This window comes from Paraclostridium dentum, from assembly GCF_012922555.1.
In the GTDB taxonomy this organism is placed as follows: domain Bacteria; phylum Bacillota; class Clostridia; order Peptostreptococcales; family Peptostreptococcaceae; genus Paraclostridium; species Paraclostridium dentum.
In genome coordinates this window covers 21,218-36,551 of record NZ_WIPK01000018.1, presented here as the reverse complement: position 1 = coordinate 36,551, position 15,334 = coordinate 21,218, and the positions used below count along the sequence as shown (strand labels likewise).

Sequence of the window (15,334 nt, the reverse complement as noted above, 5' to 3'; positions counted from 1 at the left end):
TTTATAATTAACCTACTGTTTAATTTTCAAAGTTCATTTTTGTTTTGCCCTTTTCTTAAGGACAAGTAATACTATACTATGAATTAAACAGTAAGTCAACAGTTTTTTAAAATTTTATTTTATTTTTTATTTTTATGAGTTTTTCTCATATTCTTTCTTTAACTTTTCTATGATTTTTCTTTCTAGTCTTGATACTGTCATTTGTGATATTTCCAACTCTTTTGCTATAATTGATTGTGTTTTATCCAAGAAGAATCTATCTTTAAATATCTTAACCTCTAATTCATTTAGAGATTCTATAAACTTATTAATAAAGTCCATATTTTCTATATTTCCAAAACTATTTTCTTCTTGTCCAACTTTATCTTTTAATGTTATTTCCTTATCATCTGAATCATCATTACTAGATGCATCTAAAGACATAGGTTGATATCCATATGATGCTTCTATAGCCTCTAGTACTTCTTCTTCTGTACAGTCTAAGTAATTTGCTATATCAATAGCTTTTGGACTTTGTTTATTCTTTTGCTCTAAGAATAACTTAGCTTCACTTATCTTTTTGCTTAATTCTTGAATTCTTCTTGGTACTTTTACTGTCCAAACTTTATCTCTAAAATATTTCTTAATTTCCCCTATTATAGTAGGTGTTGCAAAACTTGAAAATTCATATCCTTTTTCAATATCATATCTATCTATTGCATATATTAAAGCTAAAGATGCAACTTGAAAAATATCATCAAATTCAACACCTTTATTAATATATTTTTTAGCTAGTATATTAGCTAAATACATATGTCTCTCTATCAGAATATTTCTTATTTCTACGTTTTTGTCATTGCTATATATTTTAAACAGCTCTTTGGTTTCCATATCCATATAGCTTGTAGCATTAGCTACATTCTTCATTAAATACCAACTCCTAAATATTTAGTCATTTTAACTCTAGTCCCAACATCGCTATTAGATATAGTACTTACCTCGTCCATTAATGTCTTTATTATGAATAAGCCTAATCCGCTTTCTTTTGGGTTTGTTAAATCTGGCTCTTGTAGAGATTCTACATCATATCCTGTTCCTTTGTCCTCTACTTCTATTGTTAATCCATTTTCTAATACAGAAAATTGAACTAAAAATTTATCATCTAAACTATGCTTTATAGCATTTGTACATGCTTCTGATACTGCTACTTTTATATCTTCGATATCATCTAAAGAAAATCCAATTTTATTTGCTATTCCAGAAACTGTTAATCTTATAATGCTTACATATTCTGGATTAGATGTAACTTCCATTTTTATAGTTTCTAAATCCAAAACTTATCCCTCCACTTTAAATATTTTGTCTAGACCTGTTATACTGAAAATTTTCTTAACATTTTTTCTAGCATTTAATACATATATATCCTTATCATTAACTTTTAATCTTTTTAATACTCCTATTAATGCTCCTAATCCTGTTGAATCTATGTATTCTAGATTAGTAAAATCCATTTTTATGTCTACTGGTTGTTCTTCTATTAAGCTGTTTAAATGTGTTTTTACTTTATCAGCTCCAGCTACATCTAACTCTCCATTTATATCTACATTCCAAAAATTATTATCTAGTTTCGACTCTATATTTACAGACATCGTACTACCTCCTTATTACTTTTTAAAAAATCTAAATGCTTTAGTTATATTAGTTACACCACTAGCTAAACTAACAATATCTTCTGTACTTTTTGTAATTGCTGCAACATTTTCTATAGTGTCATGTATATGTCTTTCGTTATAATCTACTATCTTGTATGCTTTTTCAACAACTTTAGTTGTACTATTTATTAGCTTTGCTAGGTATATAGCAATTATTAGTACTGACACACCAAATAAAATAGCTCCTATCTGCCATCCTACTGCATCCATTATACATTATCTCCCTCATCTTCAAAAGTCTTGCTTATTATTATTTCATCTTCAACTATGTTTATATCGTTAACATCACAATCGTCAACTATAGTTGTAATCTTGTCTTTTACAGTTTGAATCGTTCCATCTAAAACTTCTCTAGGATTTTCTTTTATTTCTTCCATTTTATCCTTAGCTTCTTTTCTTAACTCAGAACCTTTTTTAGGTGCTAAGAATATACCAAGTAAAAATCCTATTATCGATCCTAGTAAAAAAACTTTTCCCTTGTTTTTACTCATAATATTAATACTCCTTTCTTACTTTATATAAATATTATATATATAATTATGCAAAAAGAATAGGGTTTGTATACCCTATTCTTCCATCTCTATCTTTGCAATTGAAACTACATTAACTTCATCATCAGTTTTCATTAGCTTAACACCACTAGTAACTCTTCCAAATAAAGATATTTCATTTACTCTAAGTCTTATTAATACTCCATTTGAATTTATGATCATCATCTCATCATCTTCATTAACCATTTGAGCTCCGACAATCTCGCCTGTTTTATCGTTTATATTATAAGTCTTTATACCTTTACCTGCTCTTATTTGAGATCTATATTCCTCTATTGATGTTCTTTTTCCAAAACCATTGCCACTAACAACTAACAATTCAGTTCCTTCACTGCAAAGGTTCATCGATACAACTTTATCACTATTACTTAAAGTTATACCCTTAACACCCATAGCAGTTCTTCCCATATGTCTTATATCATTTTCGTTAAATCTTATAGACATACCACCTTGAGTAACTAATATAACATCTTCACTACCATCAGTCACTTTAACTCCAATAAGTTCATCATCTTCTCTTAAACCTATTGCTATTAGACCTGATTTATTTATATTTTTAAATTCTTCACGCTTAGTCTTTTTAACTATTCCTTTTTTAGTAGCTAATAATAAGAATTCTGATTCACTATTATCGTCTATAGATATCATAGTAGCAATTTTTTCATCACTATTTAACTGTAATAAGTTAACTATAGCTGTTCCTTTAGCTTGTCTCTTAGCTTCTGGAATTTCATATGCATTTAATCTATAAACTCTACCTTTGTTTGTAAAGAATAATAATCTACTATGTGTATGAGTAGTTATTAACTCTTTTATAAAGTCTTCTTCTCTTGTAGTAAGAGCTGAAATACCTCTTCCACCTCTGTTTTGGCTCTTATATGTATCTATAGGCATTCTCTTTATGTATCCAAAATGAGTTAGAGTTACTGCTACTTCCTCATTCTCTATAAGATCTCTCATGTCTATTTCGCCTTCAGCATGTTTTATTTCAGTTCTTCTATCATCTGAGTAGTTTTCTTTTATTATCGTTAATTCTTGTTTTATAACATTCATAAGAAGTCTTTCATCACTTAAAATTTCTCTTAATCTATTTATCTTTTTAAGTAATTCTGCATATTCCGATTCTATCTTGTCTCTTTCTAGCCCTGTAAGTCTTTGAAGTCTCATATCAAGTATTGCTTGAGCTTGTAAATCAGAAAGATTAAACCTATTGATTAAACCTTCCTTAGCTTCTTGAGTAGTTTTAGATCCTCTTATCAGCTTTATAACTTCGTCTAAGTTATCTAATGCAATTCTTAATCCTTCTAGTATATGAGCTCTTGCTTCAGCTTTATTTAAATCAAATTGAGTTCTTCTAGTTACTACATCCTTTTGATGTTGAACATAGTGATATAAAACTTGTTTTAGATTTAAAACTTTAGGCTCTCCATTTACTAATGCTAGCATTATTATACTGAATGTATCTTCCATCTGAGAATGTTTATAAAGCTTATTTAAAACTATGTTTGCATTCGCATCTCTCTTAAGCTCTATAACTACTCTCATACCATCTCTGTTACTCTCATCTCTTAAATCAGAGATTCCTTCAACCTTCTTATCTTTAACTAATTCAGCTATTTTTTCAACTAACTTAGCTTTATTTACTTGGTATGGTATTTCAGTTACAACTATTTGTTGCTTTCCTTTAGCTAGCTCTTCTATGTATGCTCTAGCTCTTACTTTAACTTTACCTCTTCCTGTTCTGTAGGCTTCAGCTATATTTTCTTTACCCATTATTATTGCAGCAGTTGGGAAATCTGGACCTTGTACAAATTGAATTAAATCTTCAATACTGCAATCCTCATTATCTATAAGGTGTATTGTAGCATCAATTACTTCACCTAAGTTATGAGGTGGTATAGATGTTGCCATACCAACTGCTATACCATTAGATCCATTAACTAAAAGGTTAGGGAATCTAGATGGTAAAACTGATGGCTCTTTTAAAGATTCATCAAAGTTTGGTGTAAAGTCTACTGTCTCTTTATCTATATCTCTTAATAATTCAAGAGCTAATTTACTCATTCTAGCTTCAGTATAACGCATTGCAGCTGGTGAATCTCCATCGACAGAACCAAAGTTACCATGTCCATCAACTAAAAGACCTCTAGTAGAGAAATCTTGTGCCATTCTTACCATTGCAAAGTAAACAGCAGTATCTCCATGTGGGTGATACTTACCTAGAACGTCCCCAACAATACGGGCAGACTTTCTATATGGTTTATCTGGTGTTAAATTTAATTCACTCATTGAGTATAATATTCTTCTATGAACTGGTTTAAGTCCATCTCTTACATCTGGTAGGGCACGTCCAGCTATAACACTCATCGCATAATCAATATACGATTTTTTCATTTCGTGACCTATTTCAATAGGGAGTATTCTATTATTTTCATCCATTAACACTCATCCCCTCTCTTATATATCTAAATTTCTAACATATCTTGCATTTTCTTCTATAAATTCTTTTCTTGGAGCAACCTTATCACCCATAAGCATTGAGAATATTTCATCTGCCATAGATGCATCTTCTATAGATACTTGTAATAAAGTTCTTGTTTCAGGATTCATAGTTGTTTCCCAAAGTTGCTCTGCATTCATCTCTCCAAGACCTTTGTATCTTTGTAGCTCTATTCCACTTCTTCCAAGTTGCTCTAATAAAGTATTTAACTCTTGATCAGAGTATACATAGTATTCTTTCTTTTGTTTTTTGACTTTATATAAAGGTGGTTGTGCTATATAAACATAACCATTCTCTATAAGAGGTCTCATATATCTAAAGAAGAATGTAAGTAAAAGTGTTCTTATATGAGCTCCATCGACATCGGCATCGGTCATTATTACAATTTTATGATATCTAGCTTTTTCTAAGTCAAAATCATCACCTATGCTACATCCATATGCAGTTATCATATTTCTTATTTCATCTGATGATAATATTTTATCTAATCTAGATTTCTCAACATTAAGTATCTTACCTCTTAGTGGTAATATTGCCTGAGAGTGTCTATCTCTTCCTTGTTTTGCTGAACCTCCGGCAGAATCCCCTTCGACTAAGAATATTTCACTTTTTGAAGGATCTTTTTCAGCACAGTCAGCTAATTTTCCAGGTAAAGATGTACTTTCTAGTACACTCTTTCTTCTAGTTAACTCTCTTGCTTTTTTAGCAGCTTCTCTAGCTCTTTGAGCTCTTAAAGCTTTATCTACTATTATCCTAGCAGTTGTTGGATTTTCTTCTAAGAATGAGCCTATCTCTTCAACTGTTACACTATCTACTACACCTCTAACAGCTGTATTTCCTAATTTAGTTTTAGTTTGACCTTCAAACTGAGGCTCTGGAAGTTTTATAGATATAACAGCTGTAAGACCTTCTCTTATATCTTCTCCTAAAAGATTTGAATCTTTTTCTTTTAATATTCCATTTTTTCTTGAATAATCATTTACAACCTTAGTCATAGCAGTTTTAAATCCACTTAAGTGAGTACCACCCTCGTGAGTATTTATATTATTTGCAAAAGAATATATGTTCTCTGTATAACCGTCAGTATATTGTAAAGCTACTTCAACCATGTAGTCCTTTACTTTTTTCTCTATATAAACTATATCATCATGAATTCCTGTTTTTGTTTTATTTAGATGTTTAACAAATTCTCTTAAACCACCCTCATAGTGGAATTTTTTTGTTTTTTCTTGATCTTCTCTCTTATCTTCTAGAACTATATTAACACCTTTATTTAAGAATGCTAATTCTCTTAATCTATGTTCTAATGTATCATACTTATATTCAACTTCGTCGAATATAGTAGCATCAGGTTTGAATGTTATTGTAGTTCCTGTTGTTTTAGTTTCTCCAACAACTTTTATTTCTGAAGTCGCAACTCCTTTTTCATATCTTTGGCGATAGATTTTTCCATCATGGTGAACTTCTGCAACTAACCACTCTGATAATGCGTTAACTACAGAAATACCTACTCCGTGAAGACCTCCAGAAACTTTATAGCCTCCACCACCAAATTTTCCTCCAGCATGAAGTACAGTTAAAACTGTTTCTAGTGTAGATTTTCCAGTCTTAGGATGAACTTCTACTGGAATACCCCTACCATTATCTTTTACTAATATGCTTCCATCTTCATTTATAGAAACATATATGTCTGAACAATATCCAGCTAGAGCTTCGTCTATACTGTTGTCCACGACTTCATAAACTAAATGATGTAAACCTCTAGGTCCTGTTGACCCTATGTACATACCAGGTCTTTTTCTAACAGGTTCTAATCCTTCTAAGACCTGTATCTGACTTGCGCCGTATTCTTGTTTCATCTAGTTTCCTCCATTCTCTATACTAATTACATTTCCTTTTTCAATGTTGAAAATAGTAGTATTTTCAGTGCTAAATATTTTTTTATGAGAAGCTTCAGCTGTCGTTATAAACATTTGAACTTTATCTAAATTATCAACTAAAAGTTTTTGTCTAGTCTCATCTAATTCACTGAAAATGTCATCCAATAACAAAATGGGATACTCTCCTACCTCGTTTTTTATCAACTCTATTTCTGAAAGCTTTAATGAAATAGATGCTGTTCTTTGTTGACCTTGGGATCCATATAGTCTAACATCTAGCTCATTTATATAAATTGATAAATCATCTTTATGGACTCCATATCTAGTAGTTCTAGTTTCTATATCATGCTGATGTCCAGATTTAAGTTTTTCAATAAATCTTTCATACACAGTGTTTACAGTGTCTTCATCATTAATATTTAATTGATTTTTATACTTTATTGATAAATCTTCTAAATTATTAGTAAGATTTTTATGCATTTCACTTGATATAGATGCAATTTTTTTTATAAAATCTCTTCTTAAAATATATATATAACTACCATACTTCGCCAAACTCTCGTCATAAACCTCTATTAAATTTATGTCGACATAGTTACTTTTTAGTAATTTATTTCTCTGAAATAGTATTTTATTGTAATTTGTAAGGTAATTATAATATTTAGGCATAATTTGACTTATTTCTTTATCTATAAAAGACCTTCTTTCTTTAGGTCCTTCTTTGACTAACCTTAAATCTTCAGGAGAAAAAATAACTACATTTAGATTTCCTAATAATTCATATATTTTTTCTATGCTTATTTTATTAATTTTAATTCCCTTTTTGTTATTTTTACCAATTCCAATTTCTATTAGACTATTTCTGTTATATTTTGTGAAATTTCCACCTATATATAAATTTTCACTATCAAATCTAATCATTTCTTTATCTTTACTTGTTCTAAAAGACTTTCCAAATGATAATAAGTAAATTGCTTCTACAATATTTGTTTTTCCTTGTCCATTTTTACCTATAAGTAAATTTATTTTGGGATTAAACTCTAAATAAAGAGCTTCATAATTTCTAAAATTGATTAAATTTAAGCCTTTTAAATACACAAAGGGCACCCCTTTTATAGTATTTTTATTGTATTGCCTTCAACTTCTACTATATCATTAGATCTTAATTTTTTTCCTCTTCTAGTTTCTATTTCTCCGTTAACCTTTACTAGACCTTCTTGAATTAAAAATTTAGCATGTCCACCTGTAGATGCAATATCAGCTAGTTTTAAGAATTGATCTAATTTTATGAATTCAGAATCTATAGTGATTTCTATCATTTTTCTTCCTCCTTTTATTATAGCAAATATATATTAATTTAATTTATTATCTTAAGTTTTAACATATATTCAAAAATATATTATATCATAAAAACCCAACTTTTTCAGTTGGGTTTAATTTTAATCTATATATTAGATGATATTCTTACAGGAAGTAATAAGTATGTATATTTTGTTCCATCTACTGGTTTTATTATACATGGATTTACATTTGTAGTGAATTCTATAAATATTTCCTCACTATCTATAACTTTTAAAGCATCTAAGAAATATCTTGAATTAAAAGCTATGTCTAAATAATCTCCTTCTAGTTCTATAGAAACCTCTTCATAAACATTTCCTTTTTCAGTATTAGAAGTTATTGCTATCGAATTATCTCTTATTGATAATTTTATTAAATTATTTTTCTCTGACTGAGATAATAGTGAAGCTCTTTCTATACTATTTAATAATTCTTTTGTATTAACTTTTGCTCTAACTCCATATTCTCTAGGTAGAAGTTTTTTATAATCTATAAATTCTCCATCTAACAGTCTAGTTATAATTTTAGTTTCATTGATTATAAATATTGCATTTTTTTCATCAAATCCTAATTGAATAGCATCATCTTCAGATGAAAGTAGTCCATTTACATCATGAAGTGTTTTTCCAGGGATAATAACTTTTGTATTATTACTCATATTATCAATTTCACTAGATCTTACAGCTAATCTATAACCATCTATTGCAACCAAGCTTATATTTCCACCAACAATTTCTAGTAACTCTCCCATTAATATTGGTTTTGTTTGATCTTGAGATATTGCAAAAACTGTTTGTTTTATCATATTTTTTAGTAAATCTTGAGGAATATTGTATAAGTCATTTTCGTTTACATCTGGTAATCTTGGATATTCAACAGCTGAATCCCCTTTTATTTTAAATCTTGAGTTTAAACAATTTATGTATACATTGTTATCAGAATCTGTTTCTATTTCAACAAAAGTATCTGGTAATTTTCTTATTATATCTCCAAATAAACGAGCATTTATTACTATTTCCCCTTCTTCTACTATTTCAGCTTGTATATGAGTGTCTATTCCTATTTCTAAATCATATCCTGTTAAATTTAAAGTTCCTTCTTTAGCTGTTAATAATATCCCTTTTAAAAGTTCTAAAGTTGTTTTTCCATTAATAGCTTTTTGAACAATGCTTATTTTATGAGCTAGTATTTTTTGATTACAAATTATCTTCATTGTGGATAACCTCCTTGGCTTGTTTTATATAAAAATAAATAAGAAAAAATAGTAGTAATAATAGTAGGTGCTGTGTATAATGTGGATAAGTATCTCAATCAAAATAAATACAAAGATATCAACATGTGTAAAAAATGTTAATATCTTTGTGTGTTTTTGTAGAATAAATTGTATATATTTTATTAGAAAAAAAATATGCACATTTAATTAACGTGATATCCACATGCAAATGTTTATAAGTTAACCCTTTAAATCTAGTATTATTTTGTTTACTTTTTCTTTAAAATCTTCGTTATTCTCAATATCCTTAGAAATTTTATCATGAGCGTGTATTACAGTAGTATGATCTCTTCCTCCAAATTCTTCACCTATTTTAGGTAAAGATAAATCGGTAAGCTCTCTTGATAAGTACATTGCAACTTGTCTAGGGTAAGAAATAGATCTAGTTCTCTTTTTAGAATTAAAGTCTTCCATTTTTAAAGAAAATACAGAAGAAACTTTTTCTTTTATCCTATTTACTGTAATTTCTTCATGTTTAGAAGTAGTAATGATGTCTTTTAAAGCTTCAGAAGCTAATTCAAAAGATATAGTTCTATTAGTAAGGGAACTATAAGCAACAACTCTAGTAAGCGCGCCTTCTAATTCTCTTATATTCGATTTAATATTTTTTGCTATGTATACTGTAACTTCATTAGGAACATCTATATCTTCCATTTGAGCTTTTTTTCTTAATATAGCCATTCTAGTTTCAAAATCTGGAGCTTGAATATCAGTTATAAGCCCCATTTCAAATCTTGAACGAAGTCTATCTTCTAAAGTAGGTATTTCTTTAGGAGGTCTATCACTAGATATTATTATTTGTTTGTTTGCTTCATGTAATGAGTTAAATGTATGGAAAAACTCTTCTTGAGTTCTTTCTTTTCCTGCAATAAATTGAATATCATCTATTAAAAGGACATCTACATTTCTATATTTATTTCTAAATTCTTCATTTCTATCATCTTTAATTGAGTTTATAAGCTCGTTTGTAAATTTTTCAGATGATACGTAAACTACCTTTGGATCTTTTTTTTGTTCCATTATATGATGCCCGATTGCGTGCATAAGATGTGTTTTTCCAAGTCCAACGCCACCGTATAAAAATAATGGATTGTAAGCTCTTGCAGGAGCTTCAGCTACAGCAACACAAGCTGCATGAGCAAAACGGTTACTATTTCCAATAACAAATGTGTCAAAAGTATATTTAGGATTTAGATTTGGATATTTTTTTCTTATCTGTTTATCATCATCTAGTTGTTGGTCTTTATCTAAACCTTTTACTTCATTTTCGCTTAAAACAAATTTGATATTATGTTTTTTTAATGAAAGTTGATTTACAGAGCTTTCTATTAGATTTAAATATCTATCTTCAAGTATTCCTTTTGTAAAATCATTTGGAACTAATAATATTAAAGTATTTGATTGTATTTGTAATGGTTTTATTTGCTTAAAGAAAGCATTAAAACTTGGGGGTGATAACTCGCCTTTTATAAGCTGTAGAGTTTTTTCCCATAAAGAAACTATATCCATAATTTAAACCTCCGAACAAAATAATTAACAATTTCCACAAAGTTATTAACAAATTTAGTATTTATTTAAAAAATATAATTTTATGCAAAAAAAATATGGATAAACATGTGGATAAACTGTAAAAAATAAAAAATAGCTGATAATTTATAGAAATTATGAACAATATGTATATAAAGTTATAAATAATATCAATAATAATAAAATATAGTTTATAACTTGATTATTATCTTTTACACAATAAGTTATGCACATTTTATCCACAACTTGTGAATAAATTTAAAATGTTAATAATATTTATAAACATTATCAACAAGTATATTTATAATATCAGAATATATGCTAAACTTCAATAATTTATATACAATTTATCCACATATTTAACGACTTGTTGATAAATATGTCAACAAAATTAACTATCATTTTTTACTATTAAATCTTGACAAAACAACGTCAAAAATACGTTGACAATAAGCCTAAAAGGATTTATAATTGTACGTGTTATGCTTACTTTGAGGGTAAAGTTATTATTTTTATAAACGGAAAATTAATCTTGAAAGGCGGTGCAAAAAATGAAAAGAACTTATCAGCCAAAGAAAAGACAAAGAAAGAAAGAGCATGGATTTAGAAAGAGAATGAAAACTTCTAACGGAAAAAATGTTCTTAAAAGAAGAAGAGCTAAAGGAAGAAAGAGATTAACTCATTAATTTTTTTATAAAAGGGCTGCTGAAAAGTAGCCTTTTTGTGTAAAAAATTATAAATTTAAGCTGTGTTTTTAGGAGGATTTAGTATGGATTTCAAGAATACTAAAGGTATAAAAAAAGACTCTGATTTTAGAAAAGTATACAAACACGGCAAATCTTTTGCAAATAAATACTTAGTAATGTATATACTGGATAATAAATCAGACTTTAATAGAGTAGGATTTTCTGTTTCTAAGAAAGTTGGAAAAGCTAATATTAGAAATAAGGTTAGAAGAAGAATAAGAGAAGGTTTTAGGTTAAACTGTGATGAGCATATAAAAGATGGATATGATTTAGTGTTCATAGCTAGGGTAGCTAGCAAAGATGCTGAGTATAGAGATATAGAGAAATCGGTTATGAGCTTGGTAAAAAAGTCTAAACTATTAAAAGGTTAATAAGGATATGGGGGATTAAATTGAAGCAATTATATAACTTATTAAATAATATGAACCATTATTTAACTAGAGTTTTTATATATATAGTAAGATTTTATCAAAAACACATATCTCCTTTAAAAGGACCTACGTGTAGGTTTTATCCAACTTGTTCTCAGTATGCGATAGAAGCTTTAAAAAAATATGGGGCACTAAAAGGATCTTATTTAGCCATAAGAAGAATATTAAAGTGTCACCCTTTCCATCCTGGAGGATATGATCCTCTAAAGTAATTATGTTGTAAAGTAAAGATAAAGACACTTTAGGAGGTATTAGAATTGAATTTTATTAGTAACTTATTAGGTCAAGTTCTTAAATTTATATTAGATTTTGGAATTGAATATGGATGGGCTATTATTTTATTCACTATAGTTGTAAAAGTAATATTATTACCATTAACTATAAAACAAACAAAGTCTATGAAGGCTATGCAAGATATTCAACCAAAAATAAAAGAGATACAAGAAAAATACAAGAGTAAACCAGAAAAGCAAAATCAAGAAATAATGAAGGTTTACCAAGAGGCTAAAATAAATCCGATGTCAGGATGTTTACCATTATTAATACAATTTCCTATATTAATAGGTCTTTATAATGTATTAAGACAGCCGGTTACATACCATGTTTTCCAAAATGCTGCTGCACAAAAAGCTGCGGATACAGGATTTTTATGGATGACATCTTTATCATCACCAGATAAAACATTAATAATAGCTGTATTAGCAGGGGTAACAACATTTATAACTCAAAAGTTAACTATGCCACAAGATCAACAACAAGGATCTATGAAGTTTATGACATACTTCATGTCATTCATGATGTTCTGGTGGGGTATAAGTTTCCCAGCTGGTCTTGCGTTATATTGGACAGTAAGTAACTTATTCCAATTAGCTCAATACTACTTAATAATGAATCCATTGAGAACTAAGCTTGCTAATTCTGGGGAGGGTGTAGTAGATGAAACAAAGCCTAGAAATAAAAAGTAAAAACATTGATATTGCTATATCACAAGCTTTAGGACAATTAAGAGTAAATAGAGAAGACATAGATGTAGAGGTTGTAAAAGAGCCGGTAAAAGGTTTCTTGGGATTAATAGGAAACAAAGATGGAGTTTTTAAAATAACTGTTAAGGAAAAAATAGAAGCTCCAGTTTCAAAAGAACAACCATTAAGAGAAAAAGAAATCACTATTGTAGACAAAAAAGAAGAAAGCAAAGATACATTAAAAGAGTCAGATGTAGTTAGAGATTTCGTATTAAATATAGTTAACAACTTAAATATGGAAGCTCAAGTTGATGTAAATCAAGAAAAAAATGTTGTTAAAGTTAATATAACAGGTAAAGATGCTGCAATATTAATTGGTAGAAGAGGAGAAACTTTAGATTCTATTCAATTTTTAGCAGGGTTAGCTTTAAACAAAGTAAAAAAAGACTCACACTTTAAGGTGCTTATTGACATAGAAAATTATAGATCAAAAAGAGAAGAATCTTTAATAAGATATGCAAACAAAGTAGCTAGAGAAGTTGCTAAAACAAGAAAAACTAAAAAGTTAGATTATATGAATCCATATGAGAGAAGAATAATTCATTCAACTCTTCAAAATGATAAGTTTGTAAAAACTCATAGTGAAGGTGTAGATCCATATAGAAGACTTGTAATAGAGTATAAAAAATAGAATTAAAGTAAACCTCCTAAATATATAGGGGGTTTTATTTTTGAAAAAATTTTTATATAATAGTTAGATTGAGGAAATAATTTAAATATATGAAGATTAAGCGATATACCATGATATTATATTATATAGAGCTTATTTAAATTTTAGATATATATTATTATAAAATAATATTAAGATTATGTTGATATACATGATATTATAGTAGGTAGAGTTTATTCAAATTTTAGATCGATATTATTACAAAATAGTATATAAAGTGATAAAATATTATTTTAAAAGATTGTGTATAAAAATATTAAATAAAGAGGTGATAGGATTGTTTATAGACGATACTATAGCTGCAATAGCAACAGCGCCAGGTGAAGGTGGAATCGGAATAATAAGAATAAGTGGAGAAAAATCACTTCAAGTAGCAAATGATATATTCAAGTCAGTTTCAGGAAAGAAGATCGAGCAATATAATACAAGAACGTTAATATATGGTCATATACTAGACGGAGAAAAGACTATAGATGAAGTATTAGTCGCTTATATGAAAGGTCCAAACTCATATACAACTGAAGATGTTATAGAAATAAACTGCCACGGAGGATTTATTTCTGTAAAAAAAATACTAGAATTAGTTTTATCTAAAGATGTTAGATTAGCTGATCAAGGAGAATTTACTAAGAGAGCATTCTTAAATGGAAGAATAGACTTAGCTCAAGCAGAGGCAATAATAGATGTTATAAATGCTAAGACGGAGATGGCGCACACTGTAGCTCAGTCTCAATTAGAAGGGTCTTTATCTAAAAAAATAAAAGATTTAAGATTCGGTATAACAGAAATGTTAGCTCATATAACTGTTTCTATAGATTTTCCGGATGAAGATGTTGAGCACATAACATATAATACATTAAAAGAAAAATCACTAGAACTTCAAAAAGAAATAAATAAATTATATGATACAGCTGAAAGTGGAAAAATTCTTAGAGATGGATTGAAAACAGTAATAGTTGGAAAACCAAATGTAGGAAAATCATCTCTTTTAAATGCTGTATTAGGTGAGAATAGAGCTATAGTAACAGATATTCCAGGAACTACAAGAGACGTAATAGAAGAATTTGTAAACATAAAAGGAATACCTTTAAAAATAGTAGATACAGCAGGAATAAGAGAGACTGAAGATGTTGTTGAAAAAATAGGAGTTGAAAAATCAAAAGAATTTTTCAATTCGGCAGACTTATCAATAGTTGTTTTAGACTCTTCAAGAGAATTAGAAATAGAAGATATAGAAATCTTAGAAGCTGTACAACCTAATAAAACTATAGTTTTACTAAATAAAACAGATTTAGATCAAGTTATAGATATAGAAAAAATAAAACAGTTTGTAGATGAAAAAAATATAATAACTATATCAGCATTACAACATGAAGGTATAGAAAAAATACATGATAAAATAGAAGATATGGTGTTTGAAGGAACGGTTAGAAACTCTTCTGATTTAGTTGTTACAAACTCTAGACATAAAGATGCACTATACAAAGCTAAACAATCAATTTCAGATGCTTTAACGGCTATAGACTCATATATGCCATTAGATTTTATAGAGGTTGATTTTAAAAATATATGGGATTACTTAGGTTATATAAACGGAGATACAGTAACTGAAGATCTATTAGACACGATATTTAGTAACTTCTGTATAGGAAAATAAATATAGTATGTTTTTCGTGAAACATACTATATTTATCAGAAAGGA

Annotated in this window: 17 protein-coding genes; 6 read left to right on the top strand and 11 right to left on the bottom strand. The window is 28.4% G+C overall.

The annotated features are described in order from the left end of the window. Window positions 1–132: 132 nt before the first annotated feature. The 11 genes from GFJ41_RS16385 to dnaA form a co-directional block, all read right to left on the bottom strand. The gene (locus tag GFJ41_RS16385; protein ID WP_021428091.1) at window positions 133–906 is read right to left on the bottom strand and encodes a SigB/SigF/SigG family RNA polymerase sigma factor; all 774 of its coding nucleotides are present in this window, start codon (window positions 904–906) and stop codon (window positions 133–135) included. Continuing rightward, window positions 906–1,313, bottom strand: a complete 408-nt coding sequence (locus GFJ41_RS16380) for an ATP-binding protein (protein ID WP_025161508.1) — start codon at window positions 1,311–1,313, stop codon at window positions 906–908. Before GFJ41_RS16380 ends, GFJ41_RS16385 begins: the two co-directional genes overlap by 1 nt. Window positions 1,314–1,316: 3 nt before the next feature. Then, entirely contained in the window at window positions 1,317–1,628 is a 312-nt protein-coding gene (locus GFJ41_RS16375; protein ID WP_021428059.1) for an STAS domain-containing protein, read from the bottom strand. Between the two features lie 15 nt (window positions 1,629–1,643). Then, window positions 1,644–1,901, bottom strand: a complete 258-nt coding sequence (locus GFJ41_RS16370; RefSeq protein ID WP_021428029.1) for a hypothetical protein — start codon at window positions 1,899–1,901, stop codon at window positions 1,644–1,646. Further along, complete coding sequence (locus GFJ41_RS16365; RefSeq protein ID WP_021428009.1) at window positions 1,901–2,182, bottom strand: YtxH domain-containing protein; 282 nt, start codon at window positions 2,180–2,182, stop codon at window positions 1,901–1,903. Before GFJ41_RS16365 ends, GFJ41_RS16370 begins: the two co-directional genes overlap by 1 nt. Before the next feature lie 75 nt (window positions 2,183–2,257). Beyond that, window positions 2,258–4,681 (bottom strand): DNA gyrase subunit A, encoded by a 2,424-nt coding sequence (gene gyrA / locus GFJ41_RS16360; protein WP_170075876.1) that lies wholly within the window; start codon window positions 4,679–4,681, stop codon window positions 2,258–2,260. Window positions 4,682–4,699: 18 nt separating this feature from the next. Next, complete coding sequence (gene gyrB, locus GFJ41_RS16355; protein ID WP_021428094.1) at window positions 4,700–6,601, bottom strand: DNA topoisomerase (ATP-hydrolyzing) subunit B; 1,902 nt, start codon at window positions 6,599–6,601, stop codon at window positions 4,700–4,702. Next, the gene (gene recF, locus GFJ41_RS16350; protein ID WP_021428113.1) at window positions 6,602–7,720 is read right to left on the bottom strand and encodes a DNA replication/repair protein RecF; all 1,119 of its coding nucleotides are present in this window, start codon (window positions 7,718–7,720) and stop codon (window positions 6,602–6,604) included. It abuts the gene before it with no gap. Between the two features lie 14 nt (window positions 7,721–7,734). Then, the gene (gene yaaA / locus GFJ41_RS16345; protein WP_021428116.1) at window positions 7,735–7,941 is read right to left on the bottom strand and encodes a S4 domain-containing protein YaaA; all 207 of its coding nucleotides are present in this window, start codon (window positions 7,939–7,941) and stop codon (window positions 7,735–7,737) included. A 125-nt stretch (window positions 7,942–8,066) separates the two neighbouring features. Continuing rightward, window positions 8,067–9,176, bottom strand: coding sequence for a DNA polymerase III subunit beta (gene dnaN, locus GFJ41_RS16340; protein ID WP_021428071.1), 1,110 nt, complete (start codon window positions 9,174–9,176; stop codon window positions 8,067–8,069). 240 nt (window positions 9,177–9,416) lie between these two features. Beyond that, entirely contained in the window at window positions 9,417–10,745 is a 1,329-nt protein-coding gene (gene dnaA, locus GFJ41_RS16335) for a chromosomal replication initiator protein DnaA (protein ID WP_170075875.1), read from the bottom strand. Between the two features lie 569 nt (window positions 10,746–11,314). On the opposite strand from dnaA, the gene rpmH reads away from it, so the two are divergent. From rpmH to mnmE, 6 genes are all read left to right on the top strand, one after another. Beyond that, a complete protein-coding gene (gene rpmH / locus GFJ41_RS16330) occupies window positions 11,315–11,449 on the top strand; it encodes a 50S ribosomal protein L34 (RefSeq protein ID WP_021428024.1) in 135 nt (44 codons plus the stop codon). 83 nt (window positions 11,450–11,532) lie between these two features. Next, a complete protein-coding gene (gene rnpA, locus GFJ41_RS16325) occupies window positions 11,533–11,880 on the top strand; it encodes a ribonuclease P protein component (RefSeq protein WP_021428044.1) in 348 nt (115 codons plus the stop codon). A 50-nt stretch (window positions 11,881–11,930) separates the two neighbouring features. Further along, the gene (gene yidD / locus GFJ41_RS16320) at window positions 11,931–12,152 is read left to right on the top strand and encodes a membrane protein insertion efficiency factor YidD (protein WP_035118300.1); all 222 of its coding nucleotides are present in this window, start codon (window positions 11,931–11,933) and stop codon (window positions 12,150–12,152) included. Window positions 12,153–12,197: 45 nt separating this feature from the next. Then, window positions 12,198–12,905, top strand: coding sequence for a YidC/Oxa1 family membrane protein insertase (locus GFJ41_RS16315; protein WP_025161511.1), 708 nt, complete (start codon window positions 12,198–12,200; stop codon window positions 12,903–12,905). Next, window positions 12,877–13,593 carry an RNA-binding cell elongation regulator Jag/EloR gene (gene jag / locus GFJ41_RS16310; protein ID WP_025161512.1) on the top strand — a complete coding sequence of 239 codons (717 nt, stop codon included), beginning with the start codon at window positions 12,877–12,879 and terminating at the stop codon, window positions 13,591–13,593. Before GFJ41_RS16315 ends, jag begins: the two co-directional genes overlap by 29 nt. Window positions 13,594–13,909: 316 nt before the next feature. After that, on the top strand, window positions 13,910–15,289 hold the full coding sequence (gene mnmE / locus GFJ41_RS16305) for a tRNA uridine-5-carboxymethylaminomethyl(34) synthesis GTPase MnmE (RefSeq protein ID WP_170075874.1): 1,380 nt from the start codon (window positions 13,910–13,912) through the stop codon (window positions 15,287–15,289). Window positions 15,290–15,334 lie beyond the last annotated feature (45 nt).

Coding starts and splice junctions, on each gene's coding strand:
- jag (WP_025161512.1), top strand. CDS start 12,877: ATGAAACAAAGCCTAGAAATAAAAAGTAAAAACATTGATATTGCTATA.
- rnpA (WP_021428044.1), top strand. CDS start 11,533: ATGGATTTCAAGAATACTAAAGGTATAAAAAAAGACTCTGATTTTAGA.
- gyrA (WP_170075876.1), bottom strand. CDS start 4,681: ATGGATGAAAATAATAGAATACTCCCTATTGAAATAGGTCACGAAATG.
- GFJ41_RS16385 (WP_021428091.1), bottom strand. CDS start 906: ATGAAGAATGTAGCTAATGCTACAAGCTATATGGATATGGAAACCAAA.
- gyrB (WP_021428094.1), bottom strand. CDS start 6,601: ATGAAACAAGAATACGGCGCAAGTCAGATACAGGTCTTAGAAGGATTA.
- GFJ41_RS16370 (WP_021428029.1), bottom strand. CDS start 1,901: ATGGATGCAGTAGGATGGCAGATAGGAGCTATTTTATTTGGTGTGTCA.
- GFJ41_RS16375 (WP_021428059.1), bottom strand. CDS start 1,628: ATGTCTGTAAATATAGAGTCGAAACTAGATAATAATTTTTGGAATGTA.
- dnaN (WP_021428071.1), bottom strand. CDS start 9,176: ATGAAGATAATTTGTAATCAAAAAATACTAGCTCATAAAATAAGCATT.
- yidD (WP_035118300.1), top strand. CDS start 11,931: ATGAACCATTATTTAACTAGAGTTTTTATATATATAGTAAGATTTTAT.
- GFJ41_RS16365 (WP_021428009.1), bottom strand. CDS start 2,182: ATGAGTAAAAACAAGGGAAAAGTTTTTTTACTAGGATCGATAATAGGA.
- yaaA (WP_021428116.1), bottom strand. CDS start 7,941: ATGATAGAAATCACTATAGATTCTGAATTCATAAAATTAGATCAATTC.
- rpmH (WP_021428024.1), top strand. CDS start 11,315: ATGAAAAGAACTTATCAGCCAAAGAAAAGACAAAGAAAGAAAGAGCAT.
- dnaA (WP_170075875.1), bottom strand. CDS start 10,745: ATGGATATAGTTTCTTTATGGGAAAAAACTCTACAGCTTATAAAAGGC.